At 72.7% G+C, this 15,799-nt stretch carries 2 protein-coding genes; both read right to left on the bottom strand.

Features of this window, described 5'->3' with window-relative positions:
- Nucleotides 1–44: 44 nt before the first annotated feature.
- Nucleotides 45–1,874 carry an asparagine synthase (glutamine-hydrolyzing) gene (gene asnB / locus ABIA35_RS14580; protein WP_370358233.1) on the bottom strand — a complete coding sequence of 610 codons (1,830 nt, stop codon included), beginning with the start codon at nt 1,872–1,874 and terminating at the stop codon, nt 45–47.
- 49 nt (nt 1,875–1,923) lie between these two features.
- A complete protein-coding gene (locus tag ABIA35_RS14585; RefSeq protein ID WP_370358234.1) occupies nt 1,924–15,789 on the bottom strand; it encodes an SDR family NAD(P)-dependent oxidoreductase in 13,866 nt (4,621 codons plus the stop codon).
- Nucleotides 15,790–15,799 lie beyond the last annotated feature (10 nt).

The following is a 15,799-nucleotide window of genomic DNA, read 5'->3' on the forward strand; positions in this document are numbered from 1 at the left end:
TCGCACCGTCCACGGGGCTCCCTCATCCGGGGGACCCGGGGATCTCACACGTCCAGCGTCACCTTGTACCGCTGCGCCCACTCGTTGCCGCCGAGTGCGCTCTCCAGCCCGTCGCGCAGGCGGGGGTCGGCGTCGGCCGGGGCGGTCAGGATCACCTGCAGGATGAACGGGTTGATGATCGACATGATCGGCGCCTCGGGGTCGTTCGCCACCATCTCCTGCGCCGCCTTCTGCAGGGCCAGGTAGTAGCTCGGGTCCTGGGTCGTCGGATAGGGGCTCTTCACGCGCTGGAGCACCTTCTCCGGCAGGATGTCCGCGACCGCCGCCCGCAGCAGGCTCTTCTCGCGGCCGTCGAAGGTCTTCATCGCCCACGGCGTGTTGAACACGTACTGGACCAGCCGGTGGTCGCAGAACGGGACGCGCACCTCCAGGCCGCTGGCCATGCTCAGGCGGTCCTTGCGGTCCAGCAGGATGTTCACGAAGCGCGTCAGGTGCAGGTAGCTGATCTCGCGCATGCGCTTCTCCAGGCCGTCCTCGCCCGCCAGGCGCGGCATCTCGGCCATGGCGTCGGAGTAGCGGTCGGCGCGGTAGGTCGCCAGGTCCAGCTTCGCGGCCAGCTCCGGCTCCAGGAAGTCCGCGCCGTCCAGGTTGCCCAGGCCCGCCAGCCAGGGGAAGGTGTCGGCCTTCACCGCGGCCTCGTCGTGGAACCAGCTGTAGCCGCCGAAGACCTCGTCGGCCGCCTCGCCGGACAGGGCGACGGTGGAGTGCTCGCGGATCGCCTTGAACAGCAGGAACATCGAGATGTCGATGTCGCCCTGCGGCGGGGCGTCGCGGGCCAGCAGGGCCGCGGTGCGGTTGGCCGGGTCCATCAGGTCGGAGGTGCGCAGGACGATGTCGCGGTGCTCGGTGCCGGCGAACTCGGCCAGGGCGTGCACGTACGGGGTGTCCGCCTCGGCGCGCAGGTGGTCGGCGACGAAGTTCTCGGTCAGGCCCTCGAAGTCGACGCAGAAGGAGCGGACCGGGCCCTGGCCGCGCGCGGTCAGGGCGCGCTGGGTCAGGGCCGTGATGGCGCTGGAGTCCAGGCCTCCGGACAGCAGGGAGCACAGCGGGACGTCCGCCACCACCTGGTGGGCGATGATGTCGTCCAGCAGCTCGCGGATGGTCGCCACGGTGGTCGGCAGGTCGTCGGTGTGCTCGGTGGCCTCCAGGGCCCAGTACCGGTGCTCGGTGGTGCCCTCGGGGCGCACCCGCACGAAGGTGCCCGGCTTCACCTCCTTCATGCCGCGGAAGTAGGCGGTGCCCGGGGTCTTCACGGAGGCGAAGATCTCGCGCAGGCCGTCCAGGTCGACGGCCGGGTCGACCAGGCCGGAGGCCATGATGGCCTTGGGCTCGGAGCCGAACAGGACGCCGTCGGGCGTGACCTGGTAGTACAGCGGCTTGATCCCCATGCGGTCGCGGATCAGCAGGAGCTCGCGGGTGCGGCCGTCCCAGACCGCGAAGGCGTACATGCCGGTGAGGCGGTCCACGAAGGTGCTGCCCCACTCCAGGTAGGCGTGCAGCACGACCTCGGTGTCGCTGGAGGTCCGGAACTTGTGGCCCTTGCCCTCCAGCTCCGCGCGCAGCTCCTGGAAGTTGTAGACCTCGCCGCTGTAGGTGATGGCGACCGGGGCCAGGCCCTGGGCGGTCATCGGCTGCTTGCCGCCCTCGATGTCGATGACCGCCAGGCGCCGGTGGCCCAGGGCGACCGGACCGTCGATGAAGACGCCGCCCTCGTCCGGGCCGCGGCAGATCATCGTCTCGGTCATGGCATCGACGGTGGCGCGTTCGGCGGACAGGTCACGCTCGTAGCTGACCCACCCGGTGATTCCGCACATGTGATGTCCCTTTCTGGATTTCTTGTCGGTTTGGCAGAACCGGGCCGGCTCAGCTGCCTGAGCGCCTGCGGGCGGCCGCGGTGCGGACGCCGGATCGGCGCAGCTGGGCCCGGACGCCGGCGTCGGCGTCCGGCATCGGGACCGGGGCCCCGGAGCGGGCCTTGTCGACGACCTCGGCCAGCGCGGCCACGGTCGGCGCCTCGTAGAGCGTGTGCGGCGGCAGGTCGTCGAGCCCGAACTCCTTGCGCAGGGCGGTGACGATCGTGACCCCGAGCAGCGAGTTGCCCCCGAGCTCGAAGAAGTTGTCCAGGACGCCGACCTGGTCCAGCCGCAGCGACTCGCGCCACATCCGGGCGATGGTCTCCTCGGTGGCCCCGTCGGGCTCCTGGAACGGCGTCATGAGCTCGGGCCGCGGGTGCGGCGTGCCGCCGTCGAGCGCCGCGGTGGCCGCGACGGCGTCCAGCGTGAACTGCGAGCTGAGCCGCACCAGCGGGCCGAAGTCCTGGGTGGAGACCACCACCCGCGGCTCGCCGGCGGCCAGCGCGCGCCGCAGGCAGCGCCAGCCCTCGTCGAAGCCGATGCCGATGCGCGTCCGGTTCTCCTCCAGGAAGCTGCGCAGCGCCTCGGCGTACCCGTCCAGCCCGGCCGACCACGCGTTCCACAGCCACTCGCCCCAGTCCACGGCGACGACCCGCCGTCCGGCGGCGGACTGCTGCGCGGCGAAGGCGTCCAGGAACGCGTTGGCCGAGCAGTAGTCGACCTGGCCGGGCCCGCCGCCGGTGGCGGAGGTGATCGAGGAGAACAGGACCAGGAAGTCCAGCTCGATCTCGTCGGCCTCGCCGAAGCGCAGCGCCTCGGCCAGGGCCAGCGTCCCGGCGACCTTCGGCGCCAGGACGGTGTCCAGCTGCTCGGGCTCCTTGAACTGCATCAGGCCCATGCCGGGCAGGCCGGCGGCGTGCAGGACGCCGTGCAGGGCGCCGAAGCGATCGACGGCGGTGTCCACGGCGCGCCGCACGTCCTCGGGCCGACCCAGGTCGCCGACGACGATCTCGACCTCGGCGCCGAGATCGAGCAGCGCCTGCACCTTGCGCACGCGCTCGCGGGTCGGCTCGTCGGCGACGTCGGACCACTGCTCGCGCGGCGGAAGGCCGGTGCGGCCGAACAGGACGAGCTTGGCGCGGCACTCGGCCGCCAGGCGCTCGGCCATGGCCAGGGCGATGCCGCCGAGGCCGCCGGTGATGAGGTAGACGCCCGATTCGCGGAGAGTGACAGCATCCTGACTTTGCGGCTCGGCGGGCATGCTCTCGAATCCGCAGATCCAGCGTCGGCCATGCCGCAGCGCCACGATCCGGTCGGCGGCCGGGCGTGCGAGCTCGGCGGTCAGCGCGGCGACCGTCTTGGCGGTCGGCTGCGCGTCGAGGTCGATCAGGCGCGCGGTGACGCTCGGGTACTCGACCGGGATCACCAGCGCGGGTCCGGTGAGCGTGGCCGCGAGCGGGTCGGTGGCGTCGCCCGGCAGCACCTGCTGCGCGCCGGCGGTCACGACATCCAGCGACCAGTCGTCGATGCCGACCTCGCCGGCGGCCCGGGCGAGCGTCACCAGCGTGTGCAAGCCGTCGACCACCGGGTCCGAAGACCCGAGCGCCCACAGGTGCACCACCCGCGAAGGCACCCCGCCGTTCGCACGCAGATCGCGCAACAAGCGCAGGGTGTCGTCCAGGTTTCCAGGCCGGATGGCATAGTCCCCATCCGCGTAAGCCTCACCCGGCCGCACCACCGTCACCGCCGCACCGCTCCCCCGCAGCCGCTCGACCACCCGCTCGGCGACCCCGTCCCGGCTGAACACCAGCCACGACTCGGGCAGCTCCACGGCGGCCGGCGCGGCGGTCTGCCGCCACACCGGCAGGTGCAGCCACTGCTCCTCCGGCAGCTTCGGCAGGTCCGCGACCGTCTCCAGCGTCGTCTCACCGCCGATGCCCCCGAAGCCGCCATTACCACCTGCGGCTCCGCCGGTGACCCCGCCCATGTACACGGCGGGCCGCATCGGCGCGTCGATCCAGTGCACCTGCCGCTGGAACGCGTACGTCGGCAGCGGCACGCGGTTCGGCACGGTCGCCGGGTCCTCGGGGCGGGCGCCGGGCTGGCGGTCGTTCATGGTCGCCCAGTCCAGGTCCGCGCCGACCAGCCACAGGCGGGCCAGGCAGTCGGTGAGCACCGCGTCGTCGGCGCGGCCGTCGCCGGCGGCCGGCAGGGTGCTGACGATCGTCGACCAGCGCTCGGGCGGGCAGCCGGCGGCGCGCACCAGGGCGCCGAGCGACTGGCCCGGGCCGATCTCGACCACGGCCAGGTCCGGGTCGGCCAGCAGGGTGCTGATCGCGGTCGCGAACTGCACCGGCTGGCACATGTGCCGGGCCCAGTAGCCGGGGTCGGTGACCTGGTCGGCCCCGACCCGGGTGCCGGTGGTGTTGGAGATGTACGGCACCCGCGGCGCGTTCAGCGTCACGTTCGTCTTGACCCACTCGGTCAGCGCCTCGCGCACCGGCTCCAGCATGCGGCTGTGGAAGGCGTGCGTGGTCTGGAGCGGACGGAACGGGATCTCCGCGTCCAGCAGCTCGGCACCGAGGGCGGCCAGCGCGTCGTCGGGTCCTGCGACGACCGTGACCTCCGGCCCGTTGACCGCCGCGATGTCCAGCCCGCGCGCGGCCAGTCCGTACTTCTCCAGCCCCTTCGGCGACAGCGACACCGCCGCCATCCCGCCGGCGGGCTGCGCGCCGATGAGCTTGGCCCGCTGCGCGACCAGCGCCAGCGCGTCGGACAGCGACAGCACCCCGGCCAGGCAGGCCGCGACGTACTCGCCGAGGCTGTACCCGAGCATCAGCTTGGGCTGCACACCCCAGGTCATCAGGGTCTTGGCGAGCGCGTACTCGACGGCGAACATGGCCGGCTGCACCACTTCGGTCCGCTCCAGCGCCGAAGCCCGCTCGTCGGAGGAGGAACCGCCGCCGCGGCCCAGCAGCGCCGCCAGATCGGCACCGCCGCCCCGGGTCCCGGTCAGCAGGTCCTTCAGGTCCGCGTCGGGAATCAGAACCCGCAGGTGCTCCAGGCACTCGTCCAGCAGCGTCCGGAACACCGGCTCGCGCCGGTACAGCTCCCGCACCATCCCGGGGTACTGCTCCCCCACGCCGGAGAACAGGAACGCCACCGGACGGCTCGTGGTGGTGTCCAGCCGGCCCAGCACCGCGGCCTTGTCCGGCCCGGTCAGCGCGGCGGCCAGCTGCTCGACGCCGTCGGCGACGACCGCGCGCCGGTGCTCGAACAGTTTGCGCCCGGCCTGCATCGTGTAGGCGACGTCGCGCAGCCGCAGGTCCGGGGCATCGGCGGCGGCGTCCAACAGGTACGCCCCGAGCCGTTCGGCGGCGGCCTCGACGGCCCCGGAGTTGCGCGCCGACATCGGCACCACGTGGTAGCGCCGCACCGCGTTCGGGTCCGCGGGCTCGGCCGGCACCCGCTCGGGGGCCTGCTCGACGACCACGTGGACGTTGGTCCCGCCCATGCCCAGGGAGTTGATCCCGGCGATCGGCGGGCGGCCGTCGCGGGTCTGCCACGGGGACAGCTCGGTGTTGACGTAGAACGGGCTGTCCTCGAAGTCGATGTTCGGGTTCGGCGTCTCGTAGTGCAGGCTCGCCGGGATCATCTGGTCCTTCAGCGCCAGCGAGGTCTTGATCAGACCTGTGACGCCCGCAGCACGGTCCAGGTGGCCGACGTTGGTCTTCACCGAGCCGATCGGGCAGTACTGCTTGCCGTCGGTGTCCCCGAAGGCCCGCGTGAGCGCCGCGACCTCGATCGGGTCGCCGAGCTCGGTGGCGGTGCCGTGGGCCTCGATGTAGCTGATGTCGTCCCCGGTGACCCCGGCGTCGGCCATCGCCTCGATGACCACCGAGGACTGGCCGACCACGCTCGGCGCGGTGAAGCCGACCTTCAGGGCGCCGTCGTTGTTGACCGCCGAGCCGCGGATCACCGACCAGATGTGGTCGCCGTCGCGCAGCGCGTCGGACAGGCGCTTGAGGGCCACGACGGCGGCGCCGTCGCCGAACATGCTGCCGCGCGCGCCGGCGTCGAAGGTGCGCACGTGCCCGTCCGGCGAGGCCATGCCGCCGGCCTCGAAGCGGTGGCCGACCTTCTCCGGCACGTGCACCGAGGAGCCGCCGGCCAGCGCGATCTCGCACTCGCCGTTGCGCAGCGCCTGCACGGCCATGTGCGTGGCGACAAGAGAGGTGGAGCAGAAGGTCTGCACCGCGATGCTCGGCCCGTACAGGTCCAGCAGGTAGGAGACGGTGGTGGTGAGCGCGTCCTTGTCGTTGCCCATCAGGACTTCGTAGACGCTGAACTCGGGGTCGGCGAGGATCTCGGGGTGCCGCATCAGGTAGGTGCTGATGTTGGACCCGCCATAGACGCCGACACGGCTGCGGCCTTCGGGGGCCGCGTAGCCGGCCTGCTCCAGCGCCTCCCAGCAGACCTCAAGGAACAGCCGCTGCTGCGGGTCAGTCAGGGCCGCCATGCGGGGGCTCATCCCGAAGAAGGAGGCGTCGAAGCCGCGGACGTCCGGCAGCACCGGACGGGCCCGCACGTAGGCCGGATCGGCCAGCTCCTCGGGGGTGACGCCGGAGGCCAGCAGTTCCTCGTCGGTGAAGAAGCTGATCGTCTCGACACCGCCGCGCACGTTGGTCCAGAACTGCTCGACGTCCGAAGCGCCGGGGAACCGTCCGGCCATGCCGATGACCGCGATGCGGCGGTCGTCGTCGGAGGCGGCGAGACCTGCGGATCTGTTCCCACCGACCGCCGCGGGGCGCTCGGCGCGCCGCGCGGCGACCGAGGCAGCCTCCTTGTCGGTCGCGCCCTCGTTGTCCAGGATCGCCGCCAGCCCCTGCACGGTCGGCGCCTCGAACAGCGTGACCGCCGGGATCGCGACCCCGAACCGCTTCTTGACCAGCGCCAGCATCTGCAACGCCAGCAGCGAGTTGCCGCCGAGGTCGAAGAACGCGTCCTTGACGCCGACCGGCTCCACGCCGAGCAGGTGCGACCACAGCTCGGCCAGCGAACGCTCGGCGTCGGTGGACGGCGCGCTGTAGGGCTGCGGCAGATCCGGGCGCGGGAACTTCTCCCCGCCGCCGACCACGTCGGTGAGGGCCATGGCGCGCGGCAGCCGGTCGGTCAGACCGCCGGCGGCGACCACGAGCGAGGGTCCCGGGCCGGCCAGCGTGGCGTCGAAGGCCGCCAGGGCCTGCTCGCGGGTCATGGAGTGCTTGATCATGACCGCGCCGACGTGGTGGCTGTCGATGGTCACCGACCAGGTGTCCCAGCTGGTGGAGATCCAGCGGGTCGGCGAGTCGCCGGCCAGGAACCGGGCGTGGTTGCGCTGGCCGATCGCCGCGAGCGCCGCGTTGCCGCCGGCGTAGCAGGCGAAGGCGATGCCGCCGAGGACCGAGGAGGTGGACGAGAACAGCAGGCAGAACTCAGGGGCCTGATCTGCGTTGAATTCAGGATCTGCCGCCAGCTCGGCCAGCAGCCCGTCCAGCACCAGGGCGCCGCCGACCTTCGCGCCGAAGTGCAGCCCGACCGCCTCGTCGTCGACCGCGCGCAGAGCGCGGAAGGTGTCCGGGTGGGTCACGGCTGCCGCGTGCACGATGCCGTCGATGCGGCCGCCGTCGGCGAGCGCGTCGGCGAGCACGGCGCGCATGGCGTCGGCGTCGGTGACGTCCACGGCCGGGGTCAGGACCTCCACTCCGGCCGCGCGCAAGGCCTCCAGCCGGTCCAGCCGCTTGCCGCCCTCGGGGGCGCCGGTGCGGCTGGTCAGGATCAGCCGGCCGGCCCCGGAGGCCGCGAAGTGCTCGGCCAGGATCAGGCCGAGGTCGCCCAGACCGCCGGTGATCAGGTAGCTGCCGCCGGTGCGGATCTGGTGCACCGGCTCGGCCGGCGGCGCGTCGGCGGGCACGTAGTCCCGCACGTGCCGCTCGCCGTCGCGGTAGCCGACCAGGACGTCGTCCACGTCGGAGGGTCGGCCGATCTCGGCGGCCAGCGCGGCGGCGACGGTCGGGGCGTCGGCGTCCGCGCCGACGTCGACAGTGCCGCACTCCAGGTTCAGGTATTCCAGGTTCGCGACGACCTGGAGCACCGCCGCCGCGTGCTGCGCCGGGCGCGGCACGTCGCCGCCGACCGGCTGGCCGCCGCGGGTGGCGATCAGCATCCGGGCACTGCCGGTGCCGTCGCTGCCCCAGGCGTCCAGCAGGCGGGCCAGCGGCTGGATGACGTCGCGGCCGTCCAGATCGGCGGCGTCGCCGGCGGGCCGGTCCAGCAGGCGCAGATCGACGACCGTGGTGCGGTCCTCGGCGGCCTCGCGGGCCACGATCGCGGCGTGCTCCTCCCGGGTCAGCGCCGGGCCGCCGGGCACGCAGACCACCTCGGCTCCGGAGGCGGCCAGCACCTCGCTCAGCGCCTCGGCGACCCCGCCCTCGTCGGCGACCAGCACGACCTTGCCGAGCGCGCCGGCGCCGGCCGCGATGGGAGCGGCCGACCAGCGCGGCCGCAGCACCTCGACGAGGACTTCCTCGGGTTCCGGCTTGGCCTGCGGCTTCGCGGCCTGCGCGGGAGTCGGCAACGCGGCGCGCCTGGGCGCCGCGACCGTGGTCGCGCCGGTCGGGATCTCGGTCCAGTACCGCTGGCGCTGGAAGGGATAGGTGGGCAGCGGGATGCGGCCCGGCAGCAGCGGGTCGTCGCCCTCGCCGACCGTGTTCCGGCCCTGATACGCCACGAAGTCCGGGTCCGCGCCGACCAGCCACAACCGGGCCAGCGCCTCGGTGAACGCCAGGTCGTCGGGCCGCTTGTCGTCGGCGGCGGGCAGCGTGGCCAGGATCAGCGGCCAGCGGTCCGGCGGGCACTTCGCGCCCCGGATCATCGTGCCGAGCGACTGGCCCGGGCCGATCTCCAGGATCGCGATCTCGGGATCGGCCAGCAGCGCCGCGATCGCGTCGCCGAAGCGGACGGTGCGGCACATGTGCCGGGACCAGTACGCCGGGTCGGTCGCGTCCTCGGCGCCGACGCGGGTGCCGGTGACGTTGGACAGGTAAGGGATCTGCGGCGCGTTCAGCGTGACGTTGGCCGCGACCCACTCGGTCAGCCGGTCCTGCAACGGCTCCAGCATCCGCGAGTGGAAGGCGTGCGCGGTACTCAGCGCGCGGTGCGGGACCTCGGCATCGCGCAGTTCCGCGACGAACGCCGCCATCGCCTCGACGGGACCGGCGACCACGGTCACCTGCGGACCGTTGACGGCCGCGATGTCCAGGCCGCGGTCGGCCAGCTTGTAGGCGGCCAGATCGGCGGGGGTCGCCGAGACCGCGGTCATGGCCCCGGCCTCGATCGCGGAGATGAGCTCGGCGCGGTGCGCGACCAGCTTGAGGGCGTCCGGCAGGGACAGGACGCCGGCCAGGCAGGCCGCGACGTACTCGCCGAGGCTGTACCCGAGCATCAGCTTGGGCTGCACACCCCAGGTCATCAGGGTCTTGGCGAGCGCGTACTCGACGGCGAACATGGCCGGCTGCACGATCTCGGTGCGCTCCAGCAGCGCCGCGCGCTCGTCGTCGGAACCGTTGCCACGGCCCAGCATCGCGGCCAGATCCGAGGCGCCGCCACCGCCGCGCTCTCCGGTCAGCAGGTCCTTCAGGTCGGCGTCCGGTATCAGGGTCCGCAGATGACCCAGGCACTCGTCGAGCAGGGCCCGGAACACCGGCTCACGCTGGTAGAGCTCGCGGACCAGGCCCGGGTACTGTTCCCCCACGCCGGAGAACAGGAACGCCACCGGACGGCCGGTGACCGCGTCGACGCGGCCGAGCAGGTCGCCCTCGCGCAGCTTGTCCTGCACGGCGGCCAGGCCGTCGGCGACCAGGGCCCGGCGGTGGTCGAAGCGCTTACGGCCGACCTGCATGGTGTAGGCGACGTCGACCAGGCGGGTCCGCGGCGCGTCGGCCAGGAAATCGGCCAGCCGGCTCGCGGTCGCCTCCACAGCGGCCGGGGTGCGTGCCGACAGCGGCAGCACCTGGTAGCGGCGCACCGTGGAAGTGTCCGCGGGGTCTGCGACGGCGCGCACCGGCGCCTGCTGCACCACGAGGTGCACGTTCGTGCCGCCCATGCCGAGCGAGTTCAGACCGGCCAGCGCGGGGCGGCCCTCGCGGGTGCGCCACGGGGTCAGCTCGGTGTTGACGTAGAACGGGCTGTTCGCGAAGTCGATCCGCGGGTTCGGCGCGGTGTAGTGCAGGCTCGGCGGGATCACCTGGTCGGTGAGCGCCAGCGAGGTCTTGATCAGACCCGTGACACCGGCGGCGCGGTCCAGGTGGCCGACGTTGGTCTTCACCGAGCCGATCGGGCAGTACTGCTTGGCGTCCGTCTCGCCGAAAGCCCGGGTCAGGGCCGTCACCTCGATCGGGTCGCCGAGCTCGGTGGCGGTGCCGTGGGCCTCGATGTAGCTGATGTCATCGCCGGTCACCCCGGCGTCGGCCATCGCGTCCACGATCACCCGCGACTGGCCGATCACGCTGGGCGCGGTGAAGCCGACCTTGAGCGCGCCGTCGTTGTTCATCGCCGAGCCGCGGATCACCGACCAGATGTGGTCGCCGTCGCGCAGCGCGTCGGACAGCCGCTTGAGCACGACCGCCGCCGCGCCGTCGCCGAACATGCTGCCGCGGGCCTCGGCGTCGAAGGTGCGCACGTGCCCGTCGGGCGACTCCATGCCGCCGGGCATGAACTCGTGCCCGATCTTGTCCGGCACGCGCACCGAGACGCCGCCGGCGATCGCCATGTCGGACTCGCCGCTGCGCAGGCTCTGGATGGCCAGGTGGGTGGCGACCAGCGAGGTGGAGCAGAAGGTCTGCACCGCGACGCTGGGGCCATAGAGGTCGAGCAGGTAGGAGACGGTGGTCGTCAGGGCGTCCTTGTCGTTGCCCATGATGACCTCGTAGACGCTGAAGTCACCGCTGGTCATCTGCTCCGGCATGCGCATCAGGTAGCTGCTGATGTTGGCGCCGCCGTAGACGCCGACGCGCCCGCGCAGCTCCGGCACGACGTAGCCGGACTGCTCCAGCGCTTCCCAGCAGACCTCCAGGAACAGCCGCTGCTGCGGGTCGGTCAAGGTGGCCATGCGCGGGTTCATGCCGAAGAACGCGGCGTCGAAGCCCGAGACGTCGTCCAGGACCGGCCGGGCCCGGACGTAGGAGGGATCGGCCAGTTCCTCCGGCGTGACGCCGGAGGCGAGCAGTTCCTCGTCGCTGAAGAAGCTGATCGACTCCACACCCTCGCGGATGTTGTGCCAGAAGGCCTCGACGTTCGGCGCGCCGGGGAAGCGGCCGGCCATGCCGACGACCGCGATGAGGCGGTCTTCCTCGGTACCGGCGCGCACGATCGGGCGCTGCGTGACGACCGGGGCGGCCGTGCTCTGCGCGCTCTGGCCGTTCTCACCGTCCAGGATCGCGGCCAGCGTCTGAACCGTCGGCGCCTCGAACAGCTGCACCGCCGGAACCGAAACGCCGAAGCGCTTCTTGACCAGAGCCAGCATCTGCAACGCCAGCAGCGAGTTGCCTCCGAGGTCGAAGAACGCGTCGCGGGTGCCGACCGGCTCGATGCCCAGCACGTCGGACCACAGCTCGGTCAGCGCGCGCTCGGTCGCGGTCAGCGGCGCGGTGTAGGGCTGCGCCAGCTCCGGACGCGGGAAGCGCTCCCCGGTGCCGATCGCCACGTCCAGGAGCGCGGCGGCACGCGGCAGCCGGTCGCCCAGGCCCCCGGCCACCACGGCGGTGGCCGCGCGCGGCTTGGCCAGCAGCGCGTCGAGGGCGGCGAAGGCCTGCTCGGTGCTCATGGAGTGGGCGGCCATGCCGGCGCCGAAGCCGGACTGGAGGCGCTCCAGGGTGATCGACCAGGTGTCCCAGGCAGCGGCGAGCCAGCGGGTGGTGGACGTATCCCCGAGCTCTGCGACAGCGGTCAGTGCGGCGTTGGCGGCGGCGTAGGAACCGAAGGTGATACCGCCGAGCAGCGAGGACGTCGAGGAGAACAGCAGACAGAAATCAGGAGTCTGATCCTCCGGCAGCCCGCCCAGAACCTCGCGCAGCACCAGCGCGCCATCGACCTTGGCTCCGAAGTGTGTGGCCACCGTGTCGGCGTCGAGATCGCGCAGAGCCCGGAACGTGTCAGGGCTCGTGGTGGCCGCGGCGTGGATGACACCGTCGATCCGTCCGAGCTCGGCGAACAGCTGGCGCACCGCATCGGGGTCGGTGATGTCGAGCTGCGGCGTCAGGACCTCGACACCGCGATCGGTCAACCGCCGCACACCGTCGGAGCGGCGGTCGCCGGCACCGGCCGGGATGCCGCTGCGGCTGGCCAGCACGAGCCGCGAGGCGCCGGAAGCCGCCAGATGACCGGCGACCAGCAGCCCGACATCGCCGAGTCCGCCGGTGATCAGGTACGTGCCGCCCGAGCGGACCGGCACCGGCTCGCCACCGGGCAGGCCCGAGACGTGCTCGCGGATGTGGCGGCGTCCGTCGCGGTAGGCGACCAGGACTTCCTCGCCATCGCCCGAGGCTTCCGTGGCGAGGACACGCGCCGATTCCTCATGCCCATCAAGGTCTGTATTCGAAGCAAAATCAACCGCGCGGCAGTCGAGGTTCAGGTACTCCTGGTTCGCGACAGCCGGCAGGGCGGCGAGCGCTGCCTGCGCGATATTCGGGATTTCGCCATCGGCGACAGCTTGGCCGCCGGCGGTCGCGATGAGATAGCGCGTGGTGCCGTTGGTGCTGCCCCAGGCGTCGAGCGCGGCCGCCACCCCGGGAACCAGAGCACCCGGCTCGCCGGCGTCGGAGGCCAGAGCGCGCAGGTCGATGACCGTGGTGGTGGCACTCGCGTGGTCAGTGCCGAAGCCGTCGCCGACCACTGCGACGTCCGCACCGTCGGCGCGCAGCGTGGCCGCGATCGCATCAGCGAGCTCTGATTCGCCGAGGACCACGAACCGGTCCGGCGCCGAGGTGGTCCCGGACAGCTCCGCCGTCGTCCAGCGCGGGCTCAGCAGCTGGACGTGCTCGGCGTCGGCGACCGGTCCGGTCAGCTGCGCGGCCTGCTTCACCTTCACCGCGGCGCGGCCGCCGGCCGGGGCGTCGATCCAGTACCGCTGGCGCTGGAACCGGTACGTCGGCAGGCTGACGCGGCGCGCCGCCGGGTGTCCCTCGCGGTAGCCGGACCAGTCGACCGGCACGCCGGTCAGCCACAGCCGCCCGAGGGCCTCGGCCAGCACCGTCGCGCCCGAGCGCGGGTCGGCGCCGCCCGGCAGCGTCGGGACGATCAGCGGCCAGCGCTCCGGCGAGCAGGCGCGGTGCGCGCGGGCCATGGTGCCCAGCGACGGACCGGGCCCGAGTTCCAGCAGCACCGGGTCGCCGGCGGCCAGCAGTTCGGCGAGCATCGCGTCGAACTGGACCGGCGCGCACATGTGCTCGGCCCAGTAGCCGGGGTCGGCGACCTGCTCGGCGGTGACGGCGGTGCCGGTGACGTTCGACAAGTAAGGGGTCTGCGGTGCGCCGGTGGTGACGTTCGCCGCGACCCACGCGGTCAGTTCCGCCTTGATGCCGGCCAGCATCGAGGAGTGGAAGGCGTGCGTGGTGGTCAGCACACGGACCGGGATGGCGTCGGGCTCCAGCAGCGCGGTCAGGGCCGCGACCGCCTCGGCGGTGCCGGAGACCACGGTGAGCTCGGGGCCGTTCACGGCGGCGACATCGAGCTCTGCGATACCGGCGCGCTCGATCCGGGCGGCCACGTCGGCGGCGGCGATCGGCACGGCGGCCATGGCCCCGTGCGGCTGGGCGTCGATCAGCTGCGCGCGGTGCGCGACCAGCGCGAGCGCGTCGGGCAGCGACAGCACGCCGGACAGCGCGGCGGCGACGTACTCGCCGAGGCTGTAGCCGACGATCACACCGGGCCGGATGCCCCAGGACTCGAGCAGCTTGGCCAGCGCGTATTCGACCGCGAACAGCGCCGGCTGAAGGACCGCCGTCGCCTGGCCTTCGGCGCTCTCTTCTTCAGTGCCGCGACCCAGCAGACGTGCCAGATCGCCGGCCCCGGCGGTGTCGCGCGGACGCAGCATGTCGGTCAGCACGTCGCGGCCGAGCTTGTCCTGGAGCACCGCGCGGCACTCGTCCAGCACCTCGCGGAAGACCGGCTCGGTGCGGTACAGGTCCTCGGCCAGGCCCGGGTACTGCTCGCCGGTTCCGGCGATCAGGAAGGCGACCTCGCGGTCGGAGCGGCCGTCGGTGCGAGTCAGGATGCTGTTGTCGCGCAGCGCCGACGCCAGCTCGGCGGCGGTCGAGCCGACCGCGATGCGCCGGTGCTCGAAGACCTTGCGGCCGGTCTGCAGGGTGTTCGCGATGTCGGTGAGCTCGTCGTCGGTGTCCTGGAGGTGCTCGGACAGCTTCTCGGTCATCGCGTCGGCGGCCTCGGCCGAGCGCGCGGACCACATGAGCACTTCGGGGCGCTGGTCGTCGGTGTCGGCGTCGGCGGGCACCGGCAGCGGCGCCTCCTGGAGCACGACGTGCGCGTTGGTGCCGCCGATCCCGAACGCGCTGACGCCGACCCGGCGCACCGTCTCGGGCGTGCGCGGCCACGGAGTCAGCTCGGTGACCACCTCCAGCTCGGCACCGCCGGCACCGAGCTGCGGGTTGGGGTCGGTGAAGTTGCGGGTCGGCGGGATCTCGCCGCGGTGCAGGACCAGCGCGGCCTTGATCAGGTTGGTGACGCCGGCGGCCCGGTCCAGGTGGCCCAGGTTGGACTTCACCGAGCCGACGCGGACCGAGGCGCCGTCGAAGACCTGCTGGAGCGCGGCGAGTTCGGCGGCGTCGCCGAGGGCGGTGCCGGTGCCGTGGGCCTCGACGTAACCGACGTCCGAGGGCTCCAGGCCTGCGGCGGCCAGGGCTTCGGCGATCACGGCGGCCTGGCCCTGCACGCCGGGTGCGGTGAAGCCGACCTTGCGACCGCCGTCGTTGTTGACGGCCCAACCGCGGATCACAGCGTAGACGCGGGCGCCGTCGGCCAGCGCGTCCTCCAGGCGGCGCAAGGCGACCACGCCGACGCCGTTGCCGATCGGGCTTCCCAGACCCGCGGCGTCGAAGGCGCGGCACTCGCCGTCCGGCGGGGTGATGCCGCCGGGCTGGTACAGGTAGCCGACGCGGTGCGGCACGGACAGCGCGACGCCGCCGGCCAGCACCATGTCGGCCTCGAAGTTGGCCAGCGCGGTGGCGGCGGCGCAGACCGCGACCAGAGACGTGGAGCAGTAGCTCTGGACGGTGTAGCTGGGGCCGGTCAGACCGAGCGCGTGCGCGACCCGGGTGGTCAGCGAATCGCGGTCGTTGGCAAGGCCCACGGCCATCTCGCCGAGCGACTGGCCGACGCCGGCGGGCTCCAGGTTGTTGGTCAGGTACGAGCTCCAGGCGCAGCCGGCGATGACGCCGATCAGGCCCTCGAAGCGCGCCGGGTCGCACGCCGCGTCCTCCAGCGCCTCCCAACAGTGCTCGAGGAACAGCCGGTGCTGCGGGTCCAGGATCTGCGCCTCCTTCGGGTTCACCCCGAAGAAGCCGGCGTCGAACTGCTCGACGCCGTCCACCACCGGCGCGGCCTTCACGTAGGCGGGATCGGCGAGCAGGTCCTCGGCGACCCCGGCGGCGCGCAGCTCGGCGTCGCTGAAGCGGGTCAGCCCCGAGGCCCCGGCCCGGATCCCGGACCACAGCGCGCCGACGTCGGCGGCGCCCGGGAACCGCCCGGCCATCCCGACGATCGCGATGTCGGTGCCGGAGGGGCCGTCGGTCTGGTCGGAAGTCTCAAAGAGACGGTCGTTCACGGTCAGTCCC

Origin of the sequence: Catenulispora sp. MAP12-49 (genome assembly GCF_041262705.1) — a bacterium.
Taxonomy (GTDB): domain Bacteria; phylum Actinomycetota; class Actinomycetes; order Streptomycetales; family Catenulisporaceae; genus Catenulispora.